Consider the following 23331-nt stretch of genomic DNA (forward strand, 5'->3'; position numbering starts at 1 on the left):
GTACGGCATCCATGTCGGAGATTGGCTACTCGCCAAGCCTCAGCCAACTTCCCGCAGCTTTGCCTTCACCTCGAGAAAATCCCGCCACGCCAGCTTCTTGTGCGCGGGCGTTCGCAAGAGATAGGCCGGGTGCAGCGTCGGCATTGCCGGAATGGCGATGCCGGATGCCGTCGTGTGGACGCGCCAGTTGCCGCGCAGCCGCAGGATGCCTTCACTCGTATTGAGCAGGGTTTTTGCCGACGGACCGCCAAGGTTGATCAGCACCTTCGGATTGACCAGTTCGATCTGCCGCTCGATGAATGGCCGGCAGATCTCGGTTTCGTGCGGCGTCGGCGTGCGATTGCCCGGCGGCCGCCACGGAATGACATTGGCGATATAGACCGAAGTGCGGTCGAGCCCGATCGCCGCCAGCATGCGGTCGAGCAGCCGGCCCGATCGGCCGACGAAGGGCAGGCCCTCGATGTCCTCGTCGCGGCCGGGTGCCTCGCCGACCAGCATGACGGCGGCTTCCGGGTTGCCGTCGGCGAACACCAGGTTCTTGGCGGTGGCCTTGAGATTGCAGCCGTCGAACGCCGCCATGTGCTGGCGAAGCTCGTCAAGCGTTGTTGCCGTCGTTGCCAATTGGCGGGCAAGTGCTGCCTGAATTTCGTCGGGAACCGTGGCCGACGGTGCGCGCAAAACAGGTGGCGCATTTGGCCTGTCGCCCCCTTCGGGGCGATTTGTCGAACGCTGCTGTGCGGCGGTGCCGCCCGCAGGCGCCGCGGTCGGCGCGCGCTCCGCCGGCTTTGGCGCAACCTCGGCAAACCGGTTCACCGGCTGGTCTTCAAGCGCCTCGTCGACGCCCGCGCTGGCATAAAAGGCCAGCAGGTCGGCAATATCAGGTCTGTTGTTTGGGGAAGCAGCAGTCATGGATTCACATTCGTCCGCGTGGCGGCAATTTGCAAGGCTGGCCTCTTGCTCCACCCCGTCGGTATGCGCGGATCCTGCACCAGATAGAAGGTCCATCTGGGCGTATAGTCGGTCATCAGGAAGGCGTGCACTTTTATCCCACGTGTCCATGCATCAAGAGTGGACCCGGAATGCGCACCTTCACCGAATGTATGCGTTCCAAACATGAGTCGAACAACGGAATTGCTGGACAGCGGTCAAAGGAAATAGTGCACTCTCACCGCATACTTGGGCGGCGCGCTGGTGGCAGGCTGAGATTCGGAGTAAAAGACAAGTGTGCGGGTGTCTGCACTTACACAGATCGGATATTGTAATGGCAACGGAGAAAATCGACAAACCAGAGGATTTCATAAATTCCTTTTCATTCCACGATGTTAGTTTGGACCGAATAAATATCGATTTCGATAGTCAGACTGCGAATCTGGTTACACCGGATATGAATTGGAATTACGAAGGCAGCTGTGGATATGTTAAGAGACCGTGCAGCTTAATATTTGGAGGGGCAACCGCGTATTCCATAGACGTTATTGATTTGGAAGGAGTAAGAATAGGAGACATGAGCACAAATCTCATAGATCTTAATCTTGGGGGGCGGCAGCTCTGGCCGGGGGCGAGGTCGTGGCAGTATTAGTTTTATGTTTAAAACTCTTGAAATAGCCGACATGTAATACCCGCCCCTACCGCCACGGGCGTCTCTCAGCGAATGGATCGGAATCACACCCTCCGGCCCGCGCCTTCCAATGTGCTGGCCACGCGTCTGTCGAGCGGTAGCGCCGAGATCGAGGTGCAGCCGAATTTCGAAGCGGTGTCCTACGTGATCAGCGATCTGACCGTCGTCACGCGGCTGCAGGGGATTCGGGGCTGATCGACCTCAACGCCGCTGACCAACCTGCTTGCCCAGCGTTTCGCCTCGCTTGGCGTTGATCCGGAGACGGCCAACTAGTTGGCGATCACAGTCGAATATTCCCGCAGCGGCGCCCGCATCTTTGCCGCAGCCGGGAGCGCAGGGAGCCACCGTTCGCGTGCCGGCATCGCTTAGATATCGGCATATTTCACCCCGTCGGTATGCGCGGATCCTGCACCAGATAGAAGGTCCAGCGCGGCGTGTAGTCGGTCATCAGGAATTCGAACCTGGCGGTTTTCAACGGGTCGACCTTGCCATTCCGGAACAGCAGCCGGTCATAGGGTTCGAAATCGCGATCGAAATCGGCGAAATTGCTCGACAAAATATTGTCCGGCGTCTTGTTGCGCTGGTCGAAGGAAAGCCCGTCGCCGAACACGCTCGGCCGATTCAGGATCTCCTGCAATTCGAACTGGAATTCGACCCAGGCCTGGCCGCTGATGTTGAGCACCTCGATGCGCATATACATCATGCCGTTGGCGAATTCGCCGGCCTTGCCGAAGGCCTGGATCGGCTTTGTCGTGCGGATCGTCAGCGTCACCGGCGTTGACGAATTCAGCTCTTCGGTGATGACGAACGGATCGTCCTTCGTCCCGATGCCCGAGGCGCCGGTGATGCGAAAGCCGCCAAGCTCGTCGGAGAAGGAGTAGGCGCCTGCCGCCCAGACCTTCACTTCGTCGGCGGCAGCGTGATGCGGCGCCAGCATCAGAAGGGCCAAAAGGAGCGCCCGGCGGATCCGGCCGGGCGGGAAAAGAAAGCGCGTCGATGAAAAGCCGGCTGGCCCAGGAATGCGCATGGCGTGAAGTATGGCCGATAAGCAAGCCGTCGAACAATTAAAAACGCGCGCTTCGCAGGCAATGCCGGGCGAAAAGCAGTCTTCCAGCCTCGCAATGCGCGACTTTTTGGCCAAAACGGCATTGTCACGTATGCGCCGGTTTCCTGTCGTCAATTGATGCGCTATGCAGCGCGGGAGCCAGCAAGATACCCGAATGGGATAAGCCAGTGCGGAGGGGTTGATGAGCGACATCGAACGCGAAAGCATGGAATTCGACGTGGTTATCGTCGGCGCCGGACCGGCGGGCCTCGCCGCTGCCATCCGCCTCAAGCAGGTCAATCCCGAGCTTTCGGTCGTCGTCCTGGAGAAGGGCGGTGAGGTCGGCGCCCATATCCTCTCCGGCGCCGTTGTCGATCCGATCGGCATCGACCGGCTCTTGCCGGGCTGGCGCGATGAGGACGGCCATCCCTTCAAGACGCCGGTCACATCAGACCATTTCCTGGTCCTTGGTCCTGCCGGCTCGTTTCGCCTGCCCAACATGCTGATGCCGCCGCTGATGAACAATCACGGCAACTACATCGTCTCGCTCGGCAATGTCTGCCGCTGGCTGGCGACCAAGGCCGAGGCGCTCGGCGTCGAGATCTATCCGGGCTTTGCCGCTGTCGGCCTGCTCTACAATGAGCAAGGCGCCGTCACCGGCGTCGTCACCGGCGACATGGGCATCGAGAAGGACGGAACGCACGGTCCGGGTTTCGCACCCGGCATGGCGCTGATGGGCAAATATGTGCTGATCGGGGAGGGCGCTCGCGGCTCGCTCGCCAAGCAGCTGATCGCCAGATACAAGCTTTCCGATGGCCGCGAACCGGGCAAATATGGCATCGGCCTGAAGGAACTCTGGCAGGTCAAGCCGGAGAACCACCGGCCGGGCTTGGTCCAGCATTCCTTCGGCTGGCCGCTTGACTTGAAGACCGGCGGCGGCTCGTTCCTCTACCACCTCGAGGACAATCAGGTGGCGGTCGGCTTCGTCCTCCACCTCAATTACAAGAACCCCTATCTGTCGCCGTTCGAGGAATTCCAGCGCTTCAAGACCCATCCGGCGATCAGCGGGACTTTCGACGGCGCCAAGCGCCTCGGCTATGGCGCGCGCGCCATCACCGAGGGCGGCTGGCAGTCGGTGCCGAAACTCTCCTTCCCCGGTGGTGCGCTGATGGGATGTGCGGCGGGCTTCGTCAACGTGCCGCGCATCAAGGGCTCGCACAATGCCGTGCTGTCCGGCATGCTGGCGGCCGAGCATGTCGCAGAGGCGATCGGTGCCGGGCGCGCCAACGACGAACTCGCTTCCTACGAGGAAGCCTGGCGCGCGACCGACATCGGCAAGGATTTGAAGAAGGTGCGCAACGTCAAGCCGCTGTGGTCGCGCTTCGGCACCATCGTCGGTGTCGGCCTCGGCGGCCTCGACATGTGGTTGAACACGCTGTTCGGTGTCTCGCCCTTCGGCACGCTGAAGCATGGCAAGGCCGACTATGCGACGCTCGAGCCTGCCGCCCAGCACAAGAAGATCGCCTATCCGAAGCCCGATGGCGTGCTGACCTTCGACAGGCTGTCCTCGGTGTTCCTGTCCAACACCAATCACGAGGAAAACGAGCCGGTCCACCTGCTTGTGGGCGACATGGAACTGCAGAAGCGGTCCGAGCACGATGTCTTTGCGGGCCCCTCGACGCGCTACTGTCCGGCCGGGGTTTACGAGTGGGTCGACAAGGATGGCAATGCCGCCGCCGATCCCACGGCCAAGGATGTGCGCTTCGTCATCAACGCGCAGAACTGCGTCCACTGCAAGACATGCGACATCAAGGACCCGAACCAGAACATCAACTGGGTGCCGCCGCAAGGCGGAGAAGGCCCGGTCTACCAGGGCATGTAGGCCCGCGCCGGCCACAGCGTGCAAAGACCCCGACGACGGCTCGGGGTCTCCCGTGGCATGTGAAACATTAGGACTGTTGAAACTGCCGCACGCTTATGGTTCCATTCCTTGACGATAAGGAGATGGCCAATGCGCCTGGCGGTTCTGGCATGCCTTGTGGCGATCGGTGCGCTGTTCGGTTTGGCTTCGGCGGCCTCGGCCGGCACCAGGGTGGTGGTTAAGACGCGGACCTACGACATCACCGGGAACACGGGGCTGGCGCTGATGCAGGCTATGGACCGCAAGGGGCCGAAGCACGGCTTCATGACGCATGCCATCGCGCTGACCGGCTACGCGGTGGATTGGGACCTTGACACCAGCCAGGACAATGGCGTTTGCCGCTTGCGGCGTGCCAACGGCACGCTCAATCTCTTCTATACGTTTCCGCGTGTCGCCTCGGCCACCACTCCGACGCTCCGGAAGCGCTGGACGCGGTTCTTCGCCGGCGTCCGCGCCCATGAGGAAACCCATGGCCGCATCGCCAGGGAGATGATGCGGGCCACGGGAAGATCGATCTCCGGCCTCAGGATTGCCGACGACCGGTTCTGCTACAAGACACGTCGCGAGGCACAGCGACGTATCAAGGCCACCAATGCCGCATATGAGGCCAAGCAGCTCGCTTTCGATGCGCGCGAGCATCGCGATGGCGGCCATGTCCAGCATCTCGTCATCGCTTTGGTCAGGCCCTGATCCTTCAGCCTGGCGTCTTGCCGGTCTGGCTTATGGCCGCGGTCGCGGTTTCATGTTCGTCGAGCGGCTTTTGCTGGTTCAGCCTGAGTGAGAACTCCACCATGACCGGGAGGTGATCCGAGCCCGTGTCCTCCAGCCGTGTCGCGGAATGGATGGTCACGCCGCCCTTGCTGAAAACCTGGTCGATCGGCAGGCCGGCGAAGCGCCGCAGCAAGTCCGGCAGCTTGATGTGGATCCAGGTCGGGCCGGCGGACGGCATCACGGTCAGCCCGCCAAGCGCCGCGACCCGCCGCACGGCGGCACTCCACGGCGCGGCATTGCAGTCGCCCGCCATGATGGCCGTCTCGCCGAGCGCGGAAAGCGGCTCCGTCAACTCGCCGATCTGCCAGTACTGCTCGCGTGGCCACGGCCAACTGAGATGGATCGCGGCGACATCGACGTCGATGCCGCCGAAGTCGACGGTCGCTGTCGCCATGGCGCCGCGCCTTTCGCAACGCGCCTCGGTGTCGGCGGCAAAGGGCCGCCGCGAGAGCAGCGCGACGCCGAATATGCCGTTGGGATAAGGACAGAGGATCCGGTATGGATAGGCGCTGCTGATATAGCCAAGCTCGGTCGCCCACATCGCCGATACCTCGTCCAGGGTGATCACGTCGGGATTGGTCCGGCCGATCAGCGACAGCACCTTCTTCGGCGTCGGATTGTCGTAGCGCAGGTTCATCTGCAGCAGCTTGTAGATCGCGCGGTCTTCGTTCTTGGCTTCATAGGCGGCCTGAACCGGCCACAGGCGGGAGAAGGACAGCGACCCGGAAGTGGTGGCGAAGGCCGCCACGGCAAAAAGCAGTGCCACGGCCGCCTGCAGGCGAAATGTCGTGGCCAGCAGCGGCAGTGCGCAAAGCGCCATCAGCACGGCAAGGTGGACGCGGAAATGCGAGAAGGAATCGAAGGCGGGATGCAGCGTTCCGAAAAACCCGGCCACCAGCGCGATCGAACAGGCCAGCATTGCCAGGAATGCAACCGAAATCAGCAATGTCCCGACGCTCGCTCTCTCCATGCCGCCTGCTTATCGGCAGAAATGCGGCCCAATCAAGATGAGAAATGCCTACGCGATGCGTGGTATCGGCCTACTGGAACGCCGTTTCCGAAAAACTTCTGAGCTTGCGCGAATGCAACCGCTCCATCGGCATTTCCGCGAGCTTCTCCATCGCCCTGATGCCGATGGTCAGGTGCTGCGCCACCTGGCGCTTGTAGAATTCGGTCGCCATGCCGGGCAGCTTCAACTCGCCATGCAGCGGTTTGTCCGAAACGCACAGCAGCGTGCCGTAGGGAACGCGGAAGCGGAAGCCATTGGCGGCGATGGTCGCCGATTCCATGTCGAGTGCGATGGCGCGAGATTGCGACAGACGCTGGACCGGGCCACGCTGGTCGCGCAGTTCCCAGTTGCGATTGTCGATGGTGGCGACGGTGCCCGTGCGCATGATGCGCTTCAGGTCGTAGCCGGTAAGGCCGGTGACTTCGGCGACGGCTTCCTGCAACGCCACCTGGATCTCGGCCAGCGGCGGGATCGGCACCCAGACCGGAAGATCGTCGTCCAGCACATGGTCCTCGCGCACATAGGCATGCGCCAGCACATAGTCGCCCAGCGCTTGGGTGTTGCGCAGGCCGGCACAGTGGCCGAGCATCACCCAGGCATGCGGCCTCAGCACCGCAATATGGTCGGTGATGGTCTTGGCGTTGGAAGGCCCGACGCCGATATTCACCATGGTGATGCCGCCATGTCCCGATTTCTTCAGGTGATAGGCCGGCATCTGTGGCAGGCGGGGAACTGCGACGCCTTCACTGGGCGCGCTTTGCCCGCCCTTGGTGATGACATTGCCCGGCTCGACGAACTCCGTGTATCCGCCGCCGCCATTGGCCATCAGGTCGCGGGCGCGGGCGACGAATTCGTCGATGTAGAACTGATAGTTGGTGAACAGCACGAAGTTCTGGAAATGCTGCGGCGTGGTCGCCGTATAGTGCGACAGCCGGTGCAGCGAATAATCGATGCGCTGCGCCGTGAACGGCGCCAGAGGCCTCGGCTCGCCAAAGGCGACTTCGAAGGTGCCGTTGGCGATCTGGTCGTCGGTGCCATCGAGATCCGGCACGTCGAACAGGTCGCGGATCGGCCGCTTGATGCGCTCTGCCGTCGCGCCGTCGACATGGGTGCCTTCAAGGAAGGCGAAATGCAGCGGGATGGGTGTGGTCGATTCCGACACCGTGACCGCAACCCCATGATTGCGCATGATCAGGCGCAACTGCTCGACGAGGTAGCTTTCGAACAGGCCCGGCTGGGTGATGGTGGTGGAAAAATGCCCAGGCGTCGGCATATGGCCATAGGCCTGGCGCGAGTCGATCTGGGTGAATGAGTTGGTGGTGACGCCGATCTCCGGATAGAAGGCCCGGTAGCGCTTGCCATTGTCGCCGCCTGCTGCCGCCAGCTCTGCGAAGGAATCACGCAGGAACTTGGTGTTGCGGTCGTAAAGCGCCTGCAGTGCCTTGACGGCCTTTTCGGCGCTATCAAAGCTTTGCCGGCCAAAAGGCTCCGGCATGACGACAGATTCGATGGCTTGTGGGTAGATTCGCTTTTCCATGGCTCAATATAGAGACTTGGATCGGCACTTGGGAGGGGTGTCGCGACCGAAGGCGGCCAAAGCGCCGTTTTTCTTCAACCGCGCTGCAGGCTGACCAGGAGCACAAAGCCGACGCCGGACTTCTTCAGGGCAGGTGCGTCGATCGTCGAGCCGGCATCGGAGCGCATCATCGGCACGGCCAGAACCGGAGCGGCCAGAACCGCCAGGATAAGCGCCGCCCGCGGCAGAAGCCGAAGGGTCTTGAGAGCGTTGGCGGCGATGCGGTTCATGGTGTTTCAGCTTTTCTTTTCGAGGTCTTGGTTTCTTTGTTCAGTTGCGAAGATGGGTGGGGCAGGCGAGGCGGCAGGTTCCGGAACTGGCTTCGTCCCAGGCGCGGGCCGGACGGCCCGCTTCGGCGACGAGGATGGCGAAGAACATCCCAAACAGGCTCACCAGCAGGCAGACGATGGTGAAGCGGCGAGAAAGCATTGGGTCGGTCTCCTTCAACACGCCGGAGAATGCCCTGATGCAACTGAACCGGCTCTGATGCCGGCGTTCATCTGCGGTTCAAGATGATTGACGGGGTTTCGACGGCGCCGGCGTCGGTTTGGATAGCCGCCGGCGGGTATCGAGCATCACCGGCGCAGGATGTGTCGACAAAACGAAAACGGGGCCCGTCGAGGCCCCGTCATCATGTCGTAAGGGTGCGGTCGATCAGAGCTTGTGCCAGGTCTGGCTCTTGCAGATCAGTCCGCCCAGCACGCAGCCGCTCATCTTGAGAGAGCTGCCCGACAATGTCGCCTTGCCCGAATAGGTCTTGTCGTTTGCCGGATCGGTGATGTTGCCGGCATATTTGTTGTCGCCCGTCGCCTTGAGCGAGCCGATGGTCTTGCCGGCATATTTCCCGGACTTGAGGGTGATGGAAAACGAGCCGCCGCCGGCGATGGCCGCGGTTTCGCCGGCCTGCGTCTTCCAATTGCCTTCGATCGGATCGGCCCATGCCGCACCCGGCACGATCAATGTGGCCGCAAGGGCCAGGCTCAGTTTTCGAAACATGTCTTCCTCCCTGTGGATGTCCGGCCGGATGCTCCGCCTCGCCGGTCTGCCGCTTACGCAAACGTAAGCTAATCCAGCTCCCGGCAAAACAAAAGCGGTGCCGTAGCGGAAGACTTTCGGATTTTGAAGCCACCTGAAAGCGCCTCCTCGACGACGAAATGAAACGATCGGCGCATCGCCTTTGTCTGCCGTGGTTAGCGAAGTCTTGCCCCCGCGTGAGAAAACTTTCGTCAAATTTGACGCAAGCAGGCTGAATTGCTGGGTTTGTATCCTTAACGAATTTCGGCGTTTACCTCTTGTTTTAGCTTTGTTTTCCTCAAATTAAGCACGCCATTTAACGACGGATTCAAGCCTGCACGGCATTCTCGAAAGCATCGGAAGAGCAGCCGGCAAGACGAAAGAAGGCAGCTCTCGGGAGCCTGACAGGGCCGGAAAACAGGGGATTGAAATGGCACGTTTTGAAATGCTTGAAGCAGGTTTCGGCGCCATGGGAGCAACTGCCCAGGCCGACATCCTTTTCGAATTGGGCATGATGTATGCGACCGGCCGCGATTGCGAGACCGATGTCGTTGCCGCCCACAAATGGTTCAACATCGCCGCAATCAAGGGCTCGGCCCGCGCCGCCGAGCTGCGCTCGGAACTGTCGGCCGCCATGTCGAAGGTCGAGATCGCCACGGCGCTTCGCGAAGCCCGCGAATGGATGACCATGCACTGAAATCTGCCAATCGCAGAGAGGTCCATCGAAGACAGGGAAGCTCCGGGATCAAGGCCGCACAGACGGCCAGACCCGGCGAAATCGAAGGCCGCGCAAGACGGTCACGAAGGCAAGAGAAAGAACGCGGCAGGCAGCAAGGCTCAGCTGTGCGCGACACGGGGAAGGCGAGCGGGATTCTTAGGCGCGAGAGCGCCCGGAGATTGCTCGACGGACAAAAAAGCCACGACCAGCCGGAACAAGGCTGGCGTGGCTTTTTGCGTTGATGACGTCTTGCAGGCCCAATCGAGCGGCGCCAATGCGCCTAGACAGGCCGAATGAAGGATGAAATTGTCCGGCCTCTCTGGAAGAAGCGGGGCCGGGGCGGCCGCGCGTGAGTGGAGGAGTTCTACAACAATGAAAAAATTGAGTATTCTAAACGCGGCCATATTCGGCCTGATGATGAGCACGCCGGTCGCATTCGCCGACGACATCACCTTTGCGGTGATCGGCCCGATGACCGGACAGCTCGCCACCATCGGCGATCAGTTCAAGCAGGGCGCACAGGCCGCTGCCGACGCGATCAACGCCGCTGGCGGCATCAACGGGTCGATGATCAAGCTTGATATCGAAGACGACCAGTGCGATCCCAAGCAGGCCGTGTCGGTTGCCAACCGCGTCGTCGCCGATGGCGTCAAGTTCATCGACGGCCATGCCTGCTCGGGTTCGAGCATTCCGGCCTCGGCCGTCTATGCCGAAGCCGGCGCCTTGATGATGAGCCCGGCCTCGTCAAACCCGGTGCTGACCGATGCGGCAGCCAAGGCCGGCTGGCCGACGATCATGCGCCTATACACGCGTGACGATGCGCAGGGCGCCTTCATCGGCCCATGGATCGCCAAGAAGTTTGCCGGCAAGAATGTCGTCGTCCTGCACGACAAGAGCGCCTACGGACAGGGCGTGGCTGACGCCGTCAGGGCAACGATGAATGCCGGCGGCCTCAAGGAGGTCTACTATGACGGCATCAACGCTGGCGAGAAGGACTATTCGGCTCTCGTCACCAAGCTCAAGGACTTGAAAGCCGACGTCGTCTATTTCGGCGGCTACCATCCTGAAGCTGGCCTGATCCTGCGTCAATCGGCGGAACAGAACCTGAAGTTCCAGCTGATCATGCCGGACTCCATCGCCTCGCCGGAATTCTGGCAGGTCGCTGGCCCGGCCGGCGAGGGCACCATGTTCGTCTTCCCGTCGGATCCGCAGGCAAAGCCGGAAGCCAAGGCTGCCGTCGAGAAGATCAAGGCCGGCGGTTTCGTGCCGGAGGGCTTCACGCTGTTCTCATACGCCACCATCCAGGCATTCGCCGAAGGCATCAAGCGTGCCGGCAGCGACGACCCGGCCAAGGTTGCCGAAGCGTTGAAGAACGGCACGCCGATCAGCACCGTTGTCGGTGATGTCACCTTCGACGAGAAGGGCGATCTCAAGAATGCCAGCTACGACATCAACCAGTGGCATGACGGCAAATACGCGCCGATCGCGCAGTAATCGCCGACTTGGCGACCAAGTAGCGTAGAGAAATGGCCGGGTCCGTCCCGGCCATTTCTTTTTACCTTCGAACCGTCAGCTGGCTACAGCGGTCGAGGCGGCTTGTTCCCCGACGAACCGCACCAGCACCGTCCCGTCGGTCACCTGCGCGCCCTCGGTGGCGATCTCAGCGATCACGCCGTCATGCGGCGCGGCGATGGTGTGCTCCATCTTCATCGCCTCCAGGATCAGCAGCGGCTGGCCCTTGATCACCGTATCGCCTTTTCCCACGCGCACCAGCTTGACCAATCCCGGCATCGGCGCACGCAGGCTGCCGGCGCTTGCCGCCGCCTCATCGGCCCGTGCCAACGGGTCCGACACGGCGAAGGTGTAGCCAACGGCGCCTTCGAACACGGTGATGTGGCCGGGCCAGCGGGCAAGGCGCGGCGCGGCGCGAAAATCATGCGAATTGGTGTCGTCATAGGGCTTCTCCAGCGCGACCTGGAAGCGCCCATCCGGCCGCACCGAAACCTTCGCCGCGATATCGTCTTCACCGAACTTCAGCCATGTGCGTCGCGCCACGCTGTGGAAATGGGCATAACCGGCAAGCGACGACCACGGATCGTCTGACAACGGCGATGCTCCGGCCCCCGAGGCTGCGACTGCGGCCGCGGCTATGGTTTCTCCGCTCGGCGGCGGGACGATCGTCAAAGCCGCCTGGTGTCTGCCAATCAGGCTGGTGTCGACGTCGCCTGCGGCGAAATCCGGATCGGCGGCGAGAGCGGCAAGAAAGGCGGTGTTGACGGTCGAGCCGGCGATCTCGGTCCGGGATAGCGCCGCGCCAAGCGCTTCCAGAGCCGCCTGGCGGTCCGTGGCGTGGACGACCAGCTTGGCGATCATCGGATCGTAGTACGGCGAGATGGCGTCACCCGCCCGCACGCCGGTCTCGATGCGCATCGTGGCGCCTTGCGGGGCCGCGTCTGGAAATCTCAGATGATGCAGCGTGCCCGTTGCCGGCAGAAAACCTTTTGCCGCGTCCTCGGCATAGATGCGCGCCTCGAAGGCATGGCCGGTAAGCGCGATCTCGCTTTGCGTCTTCGGCAGCTTTTCGCCGCTGGCGACCCGCAACTGCCACTCGACCAGATCGGTGCCGGTCACCATTTCGGTGACGGGGTGCTCGACCTGCAGACGGGTGTTCATCTCCATGAACCAGAAGCGGTCGGCTTTCAGGCCTTGCGAGGCATCGACGATGAACTCGATGGTGCCGGCGCCTGAATAATTGATCGCCTTGGCGGCCTTCACCGCCGCATCCGTCATCGCCTTGCGCAAAGCCTCGGTCATGCCGGGCGCGGGCGATTCCTCGATCACCTTCTGGTGGCGGCGCTGCGCCGAGCAGTCGCGCTCGTAGAGGTGCACGGCGTTGCCGAAATTGTCGCCGAACACCTGCACTTCGATATGGCGCGGCTTGTCGACATATTTTTCGACCAGCACACGGTCGTCGCCGAACGCAGCTTTCGCCTCGCGCCGCGCGCTGGACAACGCTTCGGAAAACTCATCGGGATGCTCGACCCGGCGCATACCCTTGCCGCCGCCGCCAGCGCGTGCCTTGATCAGCACGGGATAGCCGATCTCGCGTGCCTTGGAGGCAAGTAGCACGATCTCCTGCGCCTCGCCATGGTAGCCCGGAACGACCGGAACGCCGGCTTTTTCCATCAGACGCTTGGCCGCGTCCTTCAGCCCCATGGCACGGATCGAGGCCGCCGACGGGCCGATGAAAATGAGCCCCGCCGCCGTCACCTGGTCGACGAAATCGGGATTTTCCGACAGGAAGCCGTAGCCGGGATGAATGGCTTGTGCGCCGGTAGTCAAGGCCGCGGCGATGATCTTATCACCGCGCAGATAGCTTTCGCCGACGCGCGAGGGGCCGATATGCACCGCCTCGTCGGCCATCTCGACATGCAGGGATCTCGCGTCGGCATCCGAATAGACGGCGACAGTGCGCACACCCAGTTTCCGAGCCGTGCGGATGACACGACAGGCGATCTCGCCGCGATTGGCAATCAGGATCTTGGCAAACATGGAGCCTCCGCATGTAAGGCTCGCAGTCCATGGGAAGCAGGGCGCTTCAACACCCCCCTCTGTCCTGCCGGACATCTCCCCCGCAAGGAGGGAGATTGGCAGCTTTGCCCTCGCTGCGAACTTTCAATGTTGGAATTTGGCGAAAGCGATAGCGACAGTCGATCTCCCCCAATGCGGGGGAGACGTCCGGCAGGACAGAGGGGGGTACTGTCCAGCGAGCCATTCCAGCCCTCGGCGTAGACCTCTCCCTTACCAAGGGAGTGCTCTACCTTGCGGTCGGTAGTATCTATTTCGATGACGAAATTGCGCAGCCGCCACTCGCGGTCTTGAGCTTCCACCGTGTCAAGCCGGCCTGGCAATTGCGCAGCGCCGTCTCTTCCGCCGCCTTCTGGGACGGCGCGTCGAGCTTCGTCCCGCAGACAATGTAGAGGTCGACGACACGCGAATAAAAGGTTGTGGCGTAAGCCGAATGGCCGCTCGCCGCGACGTAGCCCTTGTAGGCAACGTTGCATTCGCCCGAACCCAAGGTCGGCGGAAAACGCACGTCTCCCTTGCGTCCCGCGAGCGATTCCGCCGAGCCGATGCCGGTCGCGGTTAATATTAGAAATACTGAAAGTATCGAAGCAGCCGTTCCCTGGCAATATTTCAGTTTCATTTCCAGCCCGTCCCCATCGCCCCATGCTGGATAAGCAGTATCGAATATTTTGCCTCGCCGCCAGTTCACTGTTTGAGATTCGAAGCCGCCTATGCTGATGAATCGGTTGGTCCATACAGTTCAGCCTTTTCGCACGGCAGCAACGGCCTGCCGGTATAGTTCCGCCGTTTGTCCGTCGAAGTTGACCGTCCATTCTCACATCCGAAACACGCCGAAGCGCGTGTCCTCGATTTCGGCGTTGAGCGCGGCGGACAGGCTGAGCGCCAGCACGTCGCGGGTCTTCGCAGGGTCGATGATGCCGTCGTCCCAGAGGCGTGCGGACGAATAGAGCGGATGGCCCTCATGCTCGTATTTCATCAGGATCGGCTTCTTGAATTTCGCCTCTTCCTCGGCGCTCCATTCCCCGCCCTTGCGCTCGATGCCTTCGCGCTTGACCATGGCAAGCACCGTTGCTGCTTGCTCGCCGCCCATCACCGAGATGCGGGCGTTCGGCCACATCCACAGGAAGCGCGGCGAATAGGCGCGGCCGCACATGCCGTAATTGCCGGCGCCGAACGAACCGCCGATGATGATCGTCACCTTTGGCACGCGGGCGGTGGCAACGGCCATCACCAGCTTGGCGCCGTCCTTGGCGATGCCGCCTGCTTCATATTTTCGACCGACCATGAAGCCGGTGATGTTTTGCAGGAAGACCAATGGGATCTTGCGCTGGCAGCACAGTTCGATGAAGTGCGCCCCCTTCAGCGCGCTTTCGGAAAACAGCACGCCGTTGTTGGCGATGATGCCGACCGGCATGCCATGGAGATGGGCAAAGCCGGTGATCAGCGTGGTGCCGTAATTCTGCTTGAACTCGTCGAATTCGGAACCGTCGACGATGCGCGCAATCACCTCGCGTGCGTCATAGGGCTGGCGCAGGTCGGTCGGCACGATGCCGTAGAGTTCATCCGCCGGATGAAGCGGCGGAATCGATCTCTGTAAGTTTAGGCTTACAGTCTTGTTCCGATTCAGGTTTTTGACGATGCGGCGGCAGATGGCGAGCGCATGGTCGTCGTCCAGCGCATAGTGGTCGGCAACACCGGAGAGCCTGGTGTGCACATCGGCGCCGCCGAGATCCTCGGCGCTGACATCCTCGCCGGTCGCTGCTTTCACCAGCGGCGGACCGCCGAGGAAGATGGTCGCCTGGTTGCCCACCATGATCGTCTCGTCGGACATCGCCGGCACATAGGCGCCGCCCGCCGTGCAGGAACCCATGACGCAGGCGATCTGCGGAATGCCGGCTGCCGACATGTTGGCCTGGTTGTAGAAGATGCGGCCGAAATGCTCCCGGTCGGGAAACACCTCGTCCTGATTGGGCAGGTTGGCACCGCCGCTGTCGACGAGGTAGATGCAGGGCAGATTGTTTTGCAGTGCGATCTCCTGCACGCGCAGATGCTTCTTTACCGTCAGCGGATAATAGGTGCCGCCCTTCACCGTGGCATCGTTGACGACGACCATCACCTCGGTGCCTTCGACGCGGCCGATGCCGGCGATCATGCCGGCCGAAGAGATCTCCTCGCCATACATCGACCATGCCGCGAACTGGCCGATCTCGAGGAACGGCGAGCCGGTGTCGAGCAATTGCGCCAGGCGCTCCCGCGGCAACAGCTTGCCGCGCGAAACATGCCGCTCACGCGCTTCCTCCGAGCCGCCGCGCTCGACGGTGGCCGCCTTCTCCGCAATGTCGGCGACCAGCGCCCGCATGCGCTCGGCATTGGCATGGAATGCTTCGGAGGAGGGGGATATCTGGGTTTGCAGCGTAGCCATGCTATACCCCTTCCGCCATGATCTCGCGGCCGATCAGCCAGCGGCGGATTTCGCTGGTGCCGGCGCCGATCTCGTAGAGCTTGGCGTCGCGCAGCAGGCGGCCGGTCGGATAGTCGTTGATGTAGCCATTGCCGCCAAGCAGCTGGATGGCGTCGAGCGCCATCAGCGTCGCCTTCTCGGCGGCAAACAGCACGCAGCCGGCGGCATCCTTGCGCGTCGTCTGGCCGCGATCGCAGGCGGCGGCAACGGCATAGACATAGGCGCGCGCGGCATTCATCACCGTGTACATGTCGGCCAGCTTGCCTTGCACCAGCTGGAACTCGCCGATCGCCTGGCCGAACTGCTTGCGCTCGTGCACATAGGGGACTGCCACGTCGAGGCACGCCGCCATCAGGCCGATCGGGCCGCCGGCAAGCACGGTACGTTCATAGTCGAGGCCCGACATCAGCACTTCGACGCCGCGCCCTTCCTCGTGCAGCACATTGTCGAAGGGCACCTCGACATCCCTGAACACCAGTTCGCCGGTGTTGGAGCCGCGCATGCCGAGCTTGTCGAGCTTTTGCGCCACGGAAAACCCGGCAAAAGCCTTCTCGACGATGAAGGCGGTGATGCCGCGCGATTTCAGGTCCGGGTCGGTCTTGGCGTAGACGACCAGGGTCTCGGCGTCAGGCCCGTTGGTGATCCACATCTTGGTGCCGTTGAGCACGTAGCGGTCATTGCGCTTTTCGGCACGCAGCTTGAGCGAGACGACGTCCGAGCCGGCGCCGGGTTCCGACATCGCCAGCGCGCCGACCCGCTCGCCCGAGCACAGTGGCGGCAGGAATTTTTCCTTCTGCGCCGTCGTCGCCCAGCGGTTGATCTGGTTGACGCAGAGATTGGAATGGGCACCGTAGGAGAGGCCGACCGAGGCCGAAGCGCGCGAGATTTCCTCGACGGCGATCACATGCGCAAGATAGCCCATGCCGCTGCCGCCGAAATCGGGATCGGCCGTGATCCCAAGCAGGCCGAGCGCACCGAGTTCACCCCACAGATGCGCCGGGAATTCGTTCGAGCGATCGATGTCGGCGGCGATCGGCGCAATGCGATCCTGGGCGAAGCGCCGCACCATGTCGCGCAGCGCCTCGATCTCCTCGTCATGCCCGAAGCTGAGCGTGTTCGTGTACATGCTTTTCCTCCTGCCGCATGACCCCGAAAATCGACTTCGATTTTCGGGGTCATGCGAGAAATCAAAATGCTACAGCGTCCTTTGCGCGTCCGAAGGGACGCGCGGCGCTGTAGGCGTCGATCTTCGCGCCGACGAGCCGCATTGTCATTGAAAGATATGTCGCCGTGACTTCAGCGATTGATAGCCGCTCGCCCGGCCGAAACCAGACGATGACGCCGGTCATCATCTGGATCAGCGCCATGGCCGTCAGCCCGGTGTCGTCGATGTTGAAGGCGCCCGTCTCGTCGCCGTCGCGCAGGATGGCGCGCAGTTCCTTCTCGTAGGCTGTGCGCATGCGCAGGATCTGTGTCAGCCGTTCGGGCGACAGGCTGCGCAATTCCATGTTCGACACATGCGTGGCGTGCCGTCGCTCGATGTGAAAGGCGATGTGATTGCGCACATAGGCGGAGAGCAGTTGCGCCGAATCTGCGTTCGCCGGGCGGGCTGCCTCCCATGCTGTGGCCAGATCTTCCATGTGCTCGCGCATCAGCGTGAACAGAAGCTCTTCCTTGGTTGGAAAGTAGCGGTAGAGCGCAGCCGCCTGGACGCCGACCTCGGCGGCAAGCTGGCGCATCGACATCGCCTCGTAACCAAGGCGCGCGATGAGGTTGACCGCCGCCCCACGGATGGTCGCTTCGGTCTTTTCGCCATCGGACCCCGTGGTGCGTGCCATGTCAGCTCCTCTGCGGAGCAATAATAAAACGAACGTTCAATTAATTCAAGGCGCCCGATCCAAATTCACCTTCATGCAACGATCCTGAACCCAACAGAGGCGTTTTCTGCCACCAGCTCCTCGATGTCGACCTTGGAAACCGAAGCTCCGGCCGGCCCTTCCCAGAGGCACTTGATCATTGTCGAGACCGCTTCATCGAGGCCTGCAACTTGCGTCGTTACGGACCCATCCGCTTCATTGCAAACCCAGCCCGCAAGACCAAGGCCTGTGGCCTCATCCCGGGCCCATGCTCTGAAGCCGACGCCTTGCACATTGCCGTAGATGCGCGCCTGCACTTTCCTGCGATGACCAGTCATGAATCTCTCCAAGCCTGTCTCGTTAAAATCTGGTGCATGGCTCAGGGAATGCAACATGAGAATTGCGCGCACGACGCAATAGCTGGGCCCTCTGGCTTTGAAATTTAATTGACTTAGTCCATTAAATTTGGAAAATGGAGCTGCCCTATTGGGGAGTTGGCCGCAGATGCTGGACGAGCGCAACGCATTGGTGGCCGATGTCAGGCGCTTCAATCGCTTCTACACGCGCACCGTTGGCCTTCTCGACGAGACGCTGACACAAAGTGCATTCACTTTGACCGAGGCGCGCGTGCTGTTCGAATTGGGTCACCGCAGCAACCCGGCTTCCGCCGAAATCGCCGGCGAGCGAGGTTTCCTGGCTGATGCTTTTCGGCTGGAGAATGGCCCGGCGGCCTCCGAAATATCAAGACAGTTGCGTGTCGATGCCGCCTATCTGACGCGGATCCTGCGCAAGTTCGCGGGCCAGGGGCTGACCGAGGCCAGAACGGACCCGGCTGACCGGCGCCGAAGGGTCCTCTCGCTGACCTCACGAGGCGAGGCAGCGCTTGCCAGACTGCAAGCGGCGGCCGATCGGGACACGGCGCGGCTGATCGAAAGCGTCCCCGACGACAGGTTGCATGAACTGCGCAGCGCCTTGCGCAAGGCGGGGGAATTGCTGGGCGACCCCACCCGTGAAAGCAGCGAGGTGACGTTGCGGCCGCATCGCGTCGGCGATGTCGGCTGGGTCGTGCAGCGCCAGGCCCAACTCTATGCCGAGGAATATGGCTGGACGATCGAGTTCGAGGCCATGCTCGCCGAGATCGGCGCCGATTTCATTCGCAATTTCGTGCCCGGCCGCGATTTCTGCTGGATCGCCGAGCGCGGTGGTCAGCCGGTCGGCGCGGTGTTCCTTGTTCATCAGGACGACAAGGTGGCCAAGCTGAGAATGCTGCATGTCGAGGCGTCGGCGCGCGGCCTCGGCATCGGCAAACGACTGGTCGCGGAATGCGTGAACCGGGCTCGAGCTTGCGGCTACACCAAGCTGGTGCTGTGGACCAACGACATCCTCGTTGCGGCGCGTGCAATCTACGAACGTGCCGGCTTCACGCTGGTCTCGCAGGAGCACCACCACAGCTTCGGCAAGGATCTGACCGGCCAGACCTGGGAAATGGATTTGTAGGCAGCTTTTGCTGCTGGGCTGCTTGCAGACGCGATTCTAGTTCCCCCGCGCCGTTGCCAGCGCGCCAGGCAACTCCTCGGCAAGAATATCGAGCTCGTGATCGAGGCCGACGCTGACGCGGATGCAGCGGTCGAGCCGTGGCACCATAGGCTTGCGGATGAAGACGTCGCGTGACAGCAGACCTTGCAGAACTTTCAGCGCGAAAGCGCCATCGCCGCAGCAATCGATGGTGACGAAATTGGTCGCCGATGCCAGTGGCTTCAACCCGTTCGCTTCGGCAATGCCGGCGATGCGTCGGCGGCCGGCCGCGACCCGCGTGACCACGCTTTGCAGATAGTCCTGATCGGCGAGCGCCTCGACGCCGGCGATCTGCGCCATGCGGCTGACGCCATAATGGTTGCGGATCTTCTCGAAGTCGCGGATCACCTGGGCCTCGGCGATCGCATAGCCGCAACGTATGCCCGCCAGCCCGTAAGCCTTCGAGAAGGTGCGCATGCGGATGACGTTTGGCCTGGAGATATCGATCGGCGGCATCGCCGAGGCCGGCCCGAGTTCGCCATAGGCCTCGTCGAGCACCAGCATGGTGGTTTCCGGCAGCGCCTCGATGAAGCGGATGATCTCGCTCGCCTCCCACCAGCTGCCCATTGGATTGTCGGGGTTGGAGAGATAGACCAGCGGGGCCTTGTCCTTGCGCACCGCCGCCAGCAGGCCATCCAGGCTTTCTTTGTCGTTCTCGTAAGGGACTGTCACCAGCCGCCCGCCGACACCGGCAATGTGGAAGTTGAAGGTCGGATAAGCGCCGAGCGAGGTAACCACCGCGTCACCAGGCGCGACATACATGCGTGCCACCAGGCTGAGCAGGCCATCTATGCCTTCGCCGACAACGACGTTCTCGGCCTTCACGCCGTGATGCGCGGCGACCGCCACCTTCAGATCGTGATTGTCGGGATCGCAATACATCCACATGTCGCCGGCGATCTCGGCCATCCGGGCGGTGACGCGCGGCGAGGGACCAAAGCTGCTCTCATTGGCGCCGATGCGGGCGCGAAAAGCGCGGCCACGCTCGCGCTCCTGCGCTTCGGGGCCGACAAACGGCACCGTCGAGGGAAGCGCTGCGATGAGCGGCATGAGGGGAGGGCGCTGGTGCATGGCGGAAGCTCGTTTGAAAAGGGCCTTCTTGCTAGCGCGCCGGATGGGTCGGTGCAAGTTGCCGCTGGGCAGATCCGTAACGCTGGATTCATCCGGCTCTTTTTGCTAGCGAGATATCATGAACAACCGTCTCCCGCCTGCTTGGTCAAAGCACATCAAGCCCGGGCCCACGCCGAAAGCGAAGGGGCCGATACTCAAGCCGACAGTGAGCCAAGGAAACGCTCAATCGCGAGCGCAGGCCGACGAAGCGCTGCTGAACCAGGCCTATGCCCTTCAGCAGGCCCAGCGGCTCGACGAGGCTCAGGACCTGTGCCTTCGGGTGCTGGCGCGCACGCCAAACCATCCGCTCGCTCTGTACATCCTGGGGACCCTGTACCAGCGTTACGATGACGAGATGGCCTTGCGATATTTCGCGCGGGCGGTCGGCGAGGAACCTAAAAACCCTTACTACCACCTCAGCCTCGGCGAGGCCTATGTGAAGGTCAGCGAATATTCGCCAGCCATCAAGCATATGCTGTATGCTTTGGAACTGCAGCCCAGACTTATCGAAGTGCTTTGTGCACTGGGGCGCGCCTACACCAAGTTTGACAAACCCGACCTGGCTTTGCCGCTTTACGAGAAAGCGCTCAAGATCAACCGCGATCATCCCAAAGTGCGGGCGGGGCTGGCCAGCGCGCTCAGCGGCCTGGGGCGCATGGATGAGGCCGCCGCCTTTCTGAAAGAAGCAATCGGACGTCGCATCGACGTGCCGGCTGCCTACCACGACCTCGTACAGACGAAAAAATTCACCGAAGAGCCGGAGGAACTCCAATCCATCCTGCGTGAACTCGGCAATCCCAAGCTTGATCCGGACGGTGCTTACAAGCTCCATCACGCTGCCGGCAAGGTACTGAACGACCTCAAGCGCTACAGTGAGGCATTCGACCATTTCAATAGGGGGAAACGGGCCTCCGGCTACACCTTCGACATCAATCTGTATCGCCGCTGGATCGACTCCCTGATTGAAACCTTCACGCCGGACTTTCTGGCGGCCAGGGCCGGCTATGGAAATCCTTCCGAAGTGCCTGTGTTCGTGGTCGGTATGCCGCGGTCGGGCACAACGCTCACGGAACAGATCTGCGCCAGCCATCCCGATGTTCAAGGGGCAGGCGAGCTTAACAAATTAAGGCGGGTCGCCAATGCAATCGGCCTTAAAACCTCATCGGCCGGCGATTTGAGCCGGCCGGTCATGTCGGTCACGCAAGATCTGTCCAGAAAGTTGGCGGAAGAGCATCTGTCCTACCTTAGGGAGTGGGCGCCTGCCGCGCTTCGCGTGGTGGACAAGATGCCGCACAATTTTGAAATGATCGGCCTTATCGGCCTTCTCTTTCCCAACGCGCGCATCATTCATTGTCGCCGTGATGCCATCGACAATTGCGTCTCTTGCTTTGTCCAGAGCTTCAACAAAGGACACAGCTACAATACTGATTTGCGGATACTAGGTCTGTACTACCGCGAGTATGACCGACTGATGCGCCATTGGAACGAGGTTTTTCCAGGCCTTATCTTCGAAAATCGCTACGAAACGCTGGTCGAGGATCAGGAGGCGCAGTCACGCCGCCTCATAGATTACCTTGGGCTGCCCTGGGATGACGCCTGCCTGCGTTTTTTCGACAGGGATGGTTCGGTCAACACACCCAGCCGCTGGCAGGTCCGCCAACCGATCTACAAATCGTCGGTCAAGCGCTGGAAGAATTATGAAAACGAAATTCAGACGCTGATTGATGCGTTGGGCGATCTAGCGGACAAATAGTCCAATCCGTAATTTGCCGACGAGCTTTGCGGGTGCATGCAATGCGTCCGAGACTTTCGCTGTTAATACCGAATCAGCACCGCATCCGATGGTCGTACAACGTCCTGAAAAAACCCGGCGGTTGCCCGCCAGGTTTCGATTTCGACAAGTCGAAATGTATTAGAACGAGCGCTGGAAGCGGAGCAGGCCGCCGACGCTGTTCTTCTTGTCGGCCGGAGTCCAGGCGACGTTATCCGTGCTGCCCTCATCGAACTTGCCGGCGTGAAGATAGTCAACTTCGGCCGTGACGGTGAAGCCGGGGACGATGTCATAGGCAACGTTCGCTGCGACGCCGACGTTCTTCCAGTCATCAGCAGACGCCTGAAGGTTGAACGAGGTCTTCTCGTTGAACTTGTAGGTGCCACCGCCCCAAACTGCCCAGTTGCCGCCCCACTGCTTGTAGAAGCCTCGACCGCCCGCGGGCTGATCGTAGGTCGGGTCGTTGAGGTTATCGTCGGTGCCATAGCCACCAATGATGAACAACGACAACTCGTTGGAAACGTTCACATCCAAGCGAACCTTGCCAGCGACTTCTTCGTAGTTGCTGTCATACGCAACAACACCAGTGATCGCGCCCCAGCCCTGGGTCCACTTCACGCCGCCGACGACATGGGGAACATAGCTGTCGATCGTGCCAACGCCATACTTGCCGTTGCCGAGATCGTCGACAGAGCCAGCGCCCGAGCCTTCTTCGAGCGAGAGCACGGCCGAGAAACCATTGCCTGCGTCGAAATAGTACTGGACGACGTTGGTGTCGAAGTCGCCGTAGGGAACCAGCGTATCCTGGATGACGTTGCCGGCGTAGCCGATGAACGTATCGAAGGCCGATTCGTCTTTACCGACGCGCAGACCGCCGAGTTGGATCCAGGCGAAGTTCAGCGATACGTCCTTGTTGTGCGCATCGTTCGGGCCAAAGTCGGGATCACCGTTGCTGTTGCCGAAATTGAAGCGGGTCTCGGTGTAGGTCTTCAAGGTACCGAGCTCGGTCTCCTGGCCGGTCCAGGTTTTGAGCGTGAAGCGGGTGTTCTTGTACCAGGCTCCCTGGTTCTTGCCGTCCTGCACGTCGTTGCTGCGAGCACCATCGAACGAGCCGACGTCGCCGGCGCCGATGTCATAACGGACATAGCCGCCGATGCGCAGGCAGGTTTCGGTGCCGGGGATGTAGAAGTAGCCAGCGCCGTAGACGTCGCAGATCTTGACGTATTCAGCGGGTTCCGGCTCGGCGACGACGACGGCGTCGGCGGCGCGCGCACCGGAAACTGCGATCAGGGCCGCAG

23 protein-coding genes are annotated in these 23331 nt (G+C 61.6%); 8 read left to right on the forward strand and 15 right to left on the reverse strand.

What is annotated here, in order from left to right:
* Window positions 1-39: 39 nt before the first annotated feature.
* Entirely contained in the window at window positions 40-909 is an 870-nt protein-coding gene (locus NKJ37_RS19170; protein WP_352441288.1) for a uracil-DNA glycosylase, read from the reverse strand.
* A gap of 742 nt (window positions 910-1651) precedes the next feature.
* On the opposite strand from NKJ37_RS19170, the gene NKJ37_RS19175 reads away from it, so the two are divergent.
* The gene (locus NKJ37_RS19175; protein ID WP_155930594.1) at window positions 1652-1813 is read left to right on the forward strand and encodes a hypothetical protein; all 162 of its coding nucleotides are present in this window, start codon (window positions 1652-1654) and stop codon (window positions 1811-1813) included.
* A 187-nt stretch (window positions 1814-2000) separates the two neighbouring features.
* Here the strand turns inward: NKJ37_RS19175 and NKJ37_RS19180 are convergent, their stop codons facing one another.
* The gene (locus NKJ37_RS19180; protein ID WP_352774684.1) at window positions 2001-2645 is read right to left on the reverse strand and encodes a hypothetical protein; all 645 of its coding nucleotides are present in this window, start codon (window positions 2643-2645) and stop codon (window positions 2001-2003) included.
* A 10-nt stretch (window positions 2646-2655) separates the two neighbouring features.
* On the opposite strand from NKJ37_RS19180, the gene NKJ37_RS19185 reads away from it, so the two are divergent.
* The 3 genes from NKJ37_RS19185 to NKJ37_RS19195 all read left to right on the forward strand — a co-directional run bounded on the left by NKJ37_RS19185 (window position 2656) and on the right by NKJ37_RS19195 (window position 5274).
* The gene (locus NKJ37_RS19185) at window positions 2656-2802 is read left to right on the forward strand and encodes a hypothetical protein (protein WP_155930595.1); all 147 of its coding nucleotides are present in this window, start codon (window positions 2656-2658) and stop codon (window positions 2800-2802) included.
* 63 nt (window positions 2803-2865) lie between these two features.
* Window positions 2866-4545 carry an electron transfer flavoprotein-ubiquinone oxidoreductase gene (locus NKJ37_RS19190; protein WP_023812833.1) on the forward strand — a complete coding sequence of 560 codons (1680 nt, stop codon included), beginning with the start codon at window positions 2866-2868 and terminating at the stop codon, window positions 4543-4545.
* 129 nt (window positions 4546-4674) lie between these two features.
* Complete coding sequence (locus tag NKJ37_RS19195; RefSeq protein ID WP_352774686.1) at window positions 4675-5274, forward strand: DUF922 domain-containing protein; 600 nt, start codon at window positions 4675-4677, stop codon at window positions 5272-5274.
* Between the two features lie 4 nt (window positions 5275-5278).
* Here NKJ37_RS19195 and NKJ37_RS19200 read toward each other — a convergent pair whose 3' ends face one another.
* From NKJ37_RS19200 to NKJ37_RS19220, 5 genes are all read right to left on the reverse strand, one after another.
* The gene (locus NKJ37_RS19200; protein ID WP_352441284.1) at window positions 5279-6325 is read right to left on the reverse strand and encodes an endonuclease/exonuclease/phosphatase family protein; all 1047 of its coding nucleotides are present in this window, start codon (window positions 6323-6325) and stop codon (window positions 5279-5281) included.
* Window positions 6326-6395: 70 nt separating this feature from the next.
* Window positions 6396-7859, reverse strand: coding sequence for an AMP nucleosidase (locus tag NKJ37_RS19205; protein ID WP_245273264.1), 1464 nt, complete (start codon window positions 7857-7859; stop codon window positions 6396-6398).
* A 116-nt stretch (window positions 7860-7975) separates the two neighbouring features.
* Window positions 7976-8170 (reverse strand): hypothetical protein, encoded by a 195-nt coding sequence (locus NKJ37_RS19210; protein WP_127292634.1) that lies wholly within the window; start codon window positions 8168-8170, stop codon window positions 7976-7978.
* A gap of 40 nt (window positions 8171-8210) precedes the next feature.
* Window positions 8211-8369 carry a hypothetical protein gene (locus tag NKJ37_RS19215; RefSeq protein ID WP_352441283.1) on the reverse strand — a complete coding sequence of 53 codons (159 nt, stop codon included), beginning with the start codon at window positions 8367-8369 and terminating at the stop codon, window positions 8211-8213.
* 225 nt (window positions 8370-8594) lie between these two features.
* Entirely contained in the window at window positions 8595-8936 is a 342-nt protein-coding gene (locus tag NKJ37_RS19220; RefSeq protein WP_352441282.1) for a DUF2147 domain-containing protein, read from the reverse strand.
* A gap of 448 nt (window positions 8937-9384) precedes the next feature.
* Here NKJ37_RS19220 and NKJ37_RS19225 point away from each other — a divergent pair, with 448 nt between their 5' ends.
* Both NKJ37_RS19225 and NKJ37_RS19230 read left to right on the forward strand, forming a co-directional pair.
* Window positions 9385-9651, forward strand: coding sequence for an SEL1-like repeat protein (locus tag NKJ37_RS19225; RefSeq protein ID WP_013532614.1), 267 nt, complete (start codon window positions 9385-9387; stop codon window positions 9649-9651).
* 393 nt (window positions 9652-10044) lie between these two features.
* Window positions 10045-11166 carry an ABC transporter substrate-binding protein gene (locus tag NKJ37_RS19230; protein ID WP_023812840.1) on the forward strand — a complete coding sequence of 374 codons (1122 nt, stop codon included), beginning with the start codon at window positions 10045-10047 and terminating at the stop codon, window positions 11164-11166.
* Window positions 11167-11241: 75 nt separating this feature from the next.
* Here NKJ37_RS19230 and NKJ37_RS19235 read toward each other — a convergent pair whose 3' ends face one another.
* The 6 genes from NKJ37_RS19235 to NKJ37_RS19260 form a co-directional block, all read right to left on the reverse strand.
* Entirely contained in the window at window positions 11242-13224 is a 1983-nt protein-coding gene (locus NKJ37_RS19235; protein ID WP_352441281.1) for an acetyl/propionyl/methylcrotonyl-CoA carboxylase subunit alpha, read from the reverse strand.
* Window positions 13225-13510: 286 nt separating this feature from the next.
* On the reverse strand, window positions 13511-13879 hold the full coding sequence (locus tag NKJ37_RS19240) for a hypothetical protein (protein WP_352441363.1): 369 nt from the start codon (window positions 13877-13879) through the stop codon (window positions 13511-13513).
* Between the two features lie 195 nt (window positions 13880-14074).
* Window positions 14075-15682: a carboxyl transferase domain-containing protein gene (locus NKJ37_RS19245; RefSeq protein ID WP_352677435.1), complete on the reverse strand. Its 1608-nt coding sequence runs from the start codon at window positions 15680-15682 to the stop codon at window positions 14075-14077.
* Between the two features lies 1 nt (window position 15683).
* Window positions 15684-16847: an isovaleryl-CoA dehydrogenase gene (locus NKJ37_RS19250; protein WP_352759032.1), complete on the reverse strand. Its 1164-nt coding sequence runs from the start codon at window positions 16845-16847 to the stop codon at window positions 15684-15686.
* Between the two features lie 61 nt (window positions 16848-16908).
* Complete coding sequence (locus NKJ37_RS19255; protein ID WP_352677437.1) at window positions 16909-17559, reverse strand: TetR/AcrR family transcriptional regulator; 651 nt, start codon at window positions 17557-17559, stop codon at window positions 16909-16911.
* Between the two features lie 71 nt (window positions 17560-17630).
* Window positions 17631-17915 (reverse strand): acylphosphatase, encoded by a 285-nt coding sequence (locus NKJ37_RS19260; protein WP_352677438.1) that lies wholly within the window; start codon window positions 17913-17915, stop codon window positions 17631-17633.
* 166 nt (window positions 17916-18081) lie between these two features.
* Here NKJ37_RS19260 and NKJ37_RS19265 point away from each other — a divergent pair, with 166 nt between their 5' ends.
* The gene (locus NKJ37_RS19265; protein ID WP_352677439.1) at window positions 18082-19074 is read left to right on the forward strand and encodes a bifunctional helix-turn-helix transcriptional regulator/GNAT family N-acetyltransferase; all 993 of its coding nucleotides are present in this window, start codon (window positions 18082-18084) and stop codon (window positions 19072-19074) included.
* Between the two features lie 36 nt (window positions 19075-19110).
* Here the strand turns inward: NKJ37_RS19265 and NKJ37_RS19270 are convergent, their stop codons facing one another.
* Window positions 19111-20223: a pyridoxal phosphate-dependent aminotransferase gene (locus NKJ37_RS19270; protein ID WP_352677440.1), complete on the reverse strand. Its 1113-nt coding sequence runs from the start codon at window positions 20221-20223 to the stop codon at window positions 19111-19113.
* Between the two features lie 118 nt (window positions 20224-20341).
* On the opposite strand from NKJ37_RS19270, the gene NKJ37_RS19275 reads away from it, so the two are divergent.
* Window positions 20342-22015: a tetratricopeptide repeat-containing sulfotransferase family protein gene (locus NKJ37_RS19275; RefSeq protein ID WP_352774689.1), complete on the forward strand. Its 1674-nt coding sequence runs from the start codon at window positions 20342-20344 to the stop codon at window positions 22013-22015.
* Between the two features lie 159 nt (window positions 22016-22174).
* Here the strand turns inward: NKJ37_RS19275 and NKJ37_RS19280 are convergent.
* On the reverse strand, window positions 22175-23331 hold a 1157-nt coding region (locus tag NKJ37_RS19280), incomplete at its 5' end, for a porin (RefSeq protein ID WP_352774691.1).

The organism is Mesorhizobium sp. M0140 (assembly GCF_040322475.1).
GTDB lineage: Bacteria > Pseudomonadota > Alphaproteobacteria > Rhizobiales > Rhizobiaceae > Mesorhizobium.

Coding starts and splice junctions, on each gene's coding strand:
- NKJ37_RS19195 (WP_352774686.1), top strand. CDS start 4,675: ATGCGCCTGGCGGTTCTGGCATGCCTTGTGGCGATCGGTGCGCTGTTC.
- NKJ37_RS19250 (WP_352759032.1), bottom strand. CDS start 16,847: ATGTACACGAACACGCTCAGCTTCGGGCATGACGAGGAGATCGAGGCG.
- NKJ37_RS19225 (WP_013532614.1), top strand. CDS start 9,385: ATGGCACGTTTTGAAATGCTTGAAGCAGGTTTCGGCGCCATGGGAGCA.
- NKJ37_RS19170 (WP_352441288.1), bottom strand. CDS start 909: ATGACTGCTGCTTCCCCAAACAACAGACCTGATATTGCCGACCTGCTG.
- NKJ37_RS19205 (WP_245273264.1), bottom strand. CDS start 7,859: ATGCCGGAGCCTTTTGGCCGGCAAAGCTTTGATAGCGCCGAAAAGGCC.
- NKJ37_RS19200 (WP_352441284.1), bottom strand. CDS start 6,325: ATGGAGAGAGCGAGCGTCGGGACATTGCTGATTTCGGTTGCATTCCTG.
- NKJ37_RS19220 (WP_352441282.1), bottom strand. CDS start 8,936: ATGTTTCGAAAACTGAGCCTGGCCCTTGCGGCCACATTGATCGTGCCG.
- NKJ37_RS19270 (WP_352677440.1), bottom strand. CDS start 20,223: ATGCACCAGCGCCCTCCCCTCATGCCGCTCATCGCAGCGCTTCCCTCG.
- NKJ37_RS19230 (WP_023812840.1), top strand. CDS start 10,045: ATGAAAAAATTGAGTATTCTAAACGCGGCCATATTCGGCCTGATGATG.
- NKJ37_RS19240 (WP_352441363.1), bottom strand. CDS start 13,879: ATGAAACTGAAATATTGCCAGGGAACGGCTGCTTCGATACTTTCAGTA.
- NKJ37_RS19265 (WP_352677439.1), top strand. CDS start 18,082: ATGCTGGACGAGCGCAACGCATTGGTGGCCGATGTCAGGCGCTTCAAT.
- NKJ37_RS19275 (WP_352774689.1), top strand. CDS start 20,342: ATGAACAACCGTCTCCCGCCTGCTTGGTCAAAGCACATCAAGCCCGGG.
- NKJ37_RS19180 (WP_352774684.1), bottom strand. CDS start 2,645: ATGCGCATTCCTGGGCCAGCCGGCTTTTCATCGACGCGCTTTCTTTTC.
- NKJ37_RS19210 (WP_127292634.1), bottom strand. CDS start 8,170: ATGAACCGCATCGCCGCCAACGCTCTCAAGACCCTTCGGCTTCTGCCG.
- NKJ37_RS19255 (WP_352677437.1), bottom strand. CDS start 17,559: ATGGCACGCACCACGGGGTCCGATGGCGAAAAGACCGAAGCGACCATC.
- NKJ37_RS19185 (WP_155930595.1), top strand. CDS start 2,656: ATGGCCGATAAGCAAGCCGTCGAACAATTAAAAACGCGCGCTTCGCAG.
- NKJ37_RS19190 (WP_023812833.1), top strand. CDS start 2,866: ATGAGCGACATCGAACGCGAAAGCATGGAATTCGACGTGGTTATCGTC.
- NKJ37_RS19235 (WP_352441281.1), bottom strand. CDS start 13,224: ATGTTTGCCAAGATCCTGATTGCCAATCGCGGCGAGATCGCCTGTCGT.
- NKJ37_RS19175 (WP_155930594.1), top strand. CDS start 1,652: ATGGATCGGAATCACACCCTCCGGCCCGCGCCTTCCAATGTGCTGGCC.
- NKJ37_RS19215 (WP_352441283.1), bottom strand. CDS start 8,369: ATGCTTTCTCGCCGCTTCACCATCGTCTGCCTGCTGGTGAGCCTGTTT.
- NKJ37_RS19260 (WP_352677438.1), bottom strand. CDS start 17,915: ATGACTGGTCATCGCAGGAAAGTGCAGGCGCGCATCTACGGCAATGTG.
- NKJ37_RS19245 (WP_352677435.1), bottom strand. CDS start 15,682: ATGGCTACGCTGCAAACCCAGATATCCCCCTCCTCCGAAGCATTCCAT.